The organism is Aureimonas endophytica (assembly GCF_014642635.1).
In the GTDB taxonomy this organism is placed as follows: Bacteria; Pseudomonadota; Alphaproteobacteria; order Rhizobiales; family Rhizobiaceae; genus Plantimonas; species Plantimonas endophytica.
Window position 1 is genome coordinate 1 of record NZ_BMIQ01000021.1, and the last position, 2,500, is coordinate 2,500.

Sequence of the window (2,500 nt, forward strand, 5' to 3'; positions counted from 1 at the left end):
CGCCCGTTGCCGCGTTGGGTGGGTTGTGGGGTGCGGCGGGTGATGTTTGTGATGTGTGTTGTGGAGAGAGAAGCTTGCGGTTTGCGGACCTGGCGGCGACCGACTTTCCCGCGTCTTGAGACGAAGTATCATGGGCGCTGGAGCGTTTCACGGCCGAGTTCGGAATGGGATCGGGTGTTGGGGTCTCCGCGAAGCCACCAGGTCGGCGAACGGCAAGCTGAGAAGCTGGGTTTTCGGGGCGCGGCGCGTGGTGCGCGGCGTGCTGGTGCAGGGGGTTTCGGCAGTGCGCTCCGGCCCGAAGGGCCGCAAGCCCGACCGGGCGTCGGTCCGAAGGACCGCCCCAGCGGAAGCGACGATCTGGAAGATCGTCGTCGTGAGCGCGCTGGCGAATGAACCATGCCCGGTCCCTTTTGGGGACGGGCATGGGCGAATGGGAGGGATCAAGACGATCGGGCGATTAGTACCGGTAAGCTTCGCATGTTGCCACGCTTCCACACCCGGCCTATCGACGTGGTGGTCTTCCACGGCCCTGATAGGGAGCACTCGTTTAGAGGTTCGTTTCCCGCTTAGATGCCTTCAGCGGTTATCGAGTCCACACATAGCTACCCTGCTATGCGGCTGGCGCCACAACAGGTCCACCAGAGGTGTGTCCATCCCGGTCCTCTCGTACTAGGGACAGATCCTCGCAATGCTCCGACACCCACGGCAGATAGGGACCGAACTGTCTCACGACGTTCTGAACCCAACTCACGTACCGCTTTAAATGGCGAACAGCCATACCCTTGGGACCTGCTCCAGCCCCAGGATGCGATGAGTCGACATCGAGGTGCCAAACAACCCCGTCGATATGGACTCTTGGGGGTCATCAGCCTGTTATCCCCGGCGTACCTTTTATCCGTTGAGCGATGGCCCTTCCACGCGGGGGACCACCGGATCACTATGACCGACTTTCGTCTCTGCTCGACTTGTCTGTCTCGCAGTCAGGCGGGCTTATGCCATTGCACTCGACGACCGATTTCCGACCGGTCTGAGCCCACCATCGCGCGCCTCCGTTACTCTTTGGGAGGCGACCGCCCCAGTCAAACTACCCACCATACACTGTCCCGGATCCGGATGACGGACCGCGGTTAGACATCCATGACGATAAGGGTGGTATTTCAAGGATGGCTCCACGCGAGCTGGCGCCCACGCTTCAAAGCCTACCACCTATCCTACACATGCCGACACGAATGCCAGTGTAAAGCTATAGTAAAGGTGCACGGGGTCTTTCCGTCTGACCGCAGGAACCCCGCATCTTCACGGGGAATTCAATTTCACTGAGTCTCTGCTGGAGACAGCGGGGAAGTCGTTACGCCATTCGTGCAGGTCGGAACTTACCCGACAAGGAATTTCGCTACCTTAGGACCGTTATAGTTACGGCCGCCGTTTACTGGGGCTTCGTTTCAGAGCTTGCACCCCTCCACTTAACCTTCCAGCACCGGGCAGGCGTCAGACCCTATACGTCGTCTTACAGACTTCGCAGAGCCCTGTGTTTTTGGTAAACAGTCGCTACCCCCTGGTCTGTGCCACCCCCTCGAACTTGCGTCCAAAAGGGTCACGCTTCTTCCGAAGTTACGCGTGCAATTTGCCGAGTTCCTTCAGCAGAGTTCTCTCAAGCGCCTTGGTATGCTCTACCAGTCCACCTGTGTCGGTTTCGGGTACGGTCTATTCGGTGGGGCTATTTCCAGGAACCCCTTCGCTGCAAGATCAATCCAATAAGACCTCACAACACACGGGATCCGTCACTCTCCACCAGGCCCACGATTGTTCGCGTGGTTCCCATCGACTACGCCTTTCGGCCTCGCCTTAGGGGCCGGCTCACCCTGCTCAGATTAACTTTAAGCAGGAACCCTTGGACTTTCGGCGAGGGTGTCTCTCACACCCTTTATCGTTACTCATGTCAGCATTCTCGCTTCCGATACCTCCAGGGTCCCTCACGGGTACCCCTTCACAGGCCTACGGAACGCTCCGCTACCACTCGTGTCGCAAGACACGAATCCTCAGCTTCGGTGCACGGCTTCAGCCCCGTTACATTTTCGGCGCAAAGACCCTTGTTTAGACCAGTGAGCTGTTACGCTTTCTTTAAATGATGGCTGCTTCTAAGCCAACATCCTGGTTGTTTTGGGATCTTCACATCCTTTCACACTTAGCCGTGACTTCGGGACCTTAGCTGGAGGTCAGGGTTGTTGCCCTCTTCACGACGGACGTTAGCACCCGCCGTGTGTCTGCCGGACAGCACTCGTGCGTATTCGGAGTTTGATTGGGTTTGGTAAGACGGTAAGTCCCCCTAGCCCATTCAGTGCTCTACCCCGCACGGTGTTCATCCGACGCTCTACCTAAATAGATTTCGCGGAGAACCAGCTATTTCCGAGTTTGATTGGCCTTTCACCCCTAGCCACAAGTCATCCCAATCTATTGCAACAGATGCGGGTTCGGCCCTCCAGTGCGTGTTACCGCACCT

General features: G+C 57.8%; 2 rRNA genes (1 of these 2 cut by a window edge). Both read right to left on the minus strand.

Features of this window, described 5'->3' with window-relative positions:
* Window positions 1–87: 87 nt before the first annotated feature.
* A 5S ribosomal RNA gene (gene rrf / locus IEY14_RS25595) occupies window positions 88–202 on the minus strand.
* Between the two features lie 234 nt (window positions 203–436).
* Window positions 437–2,500, minus strand: a 23S ribosomal RNA gene (locus IEY14_RS25600); it runs 903 nt beyond the window's last position.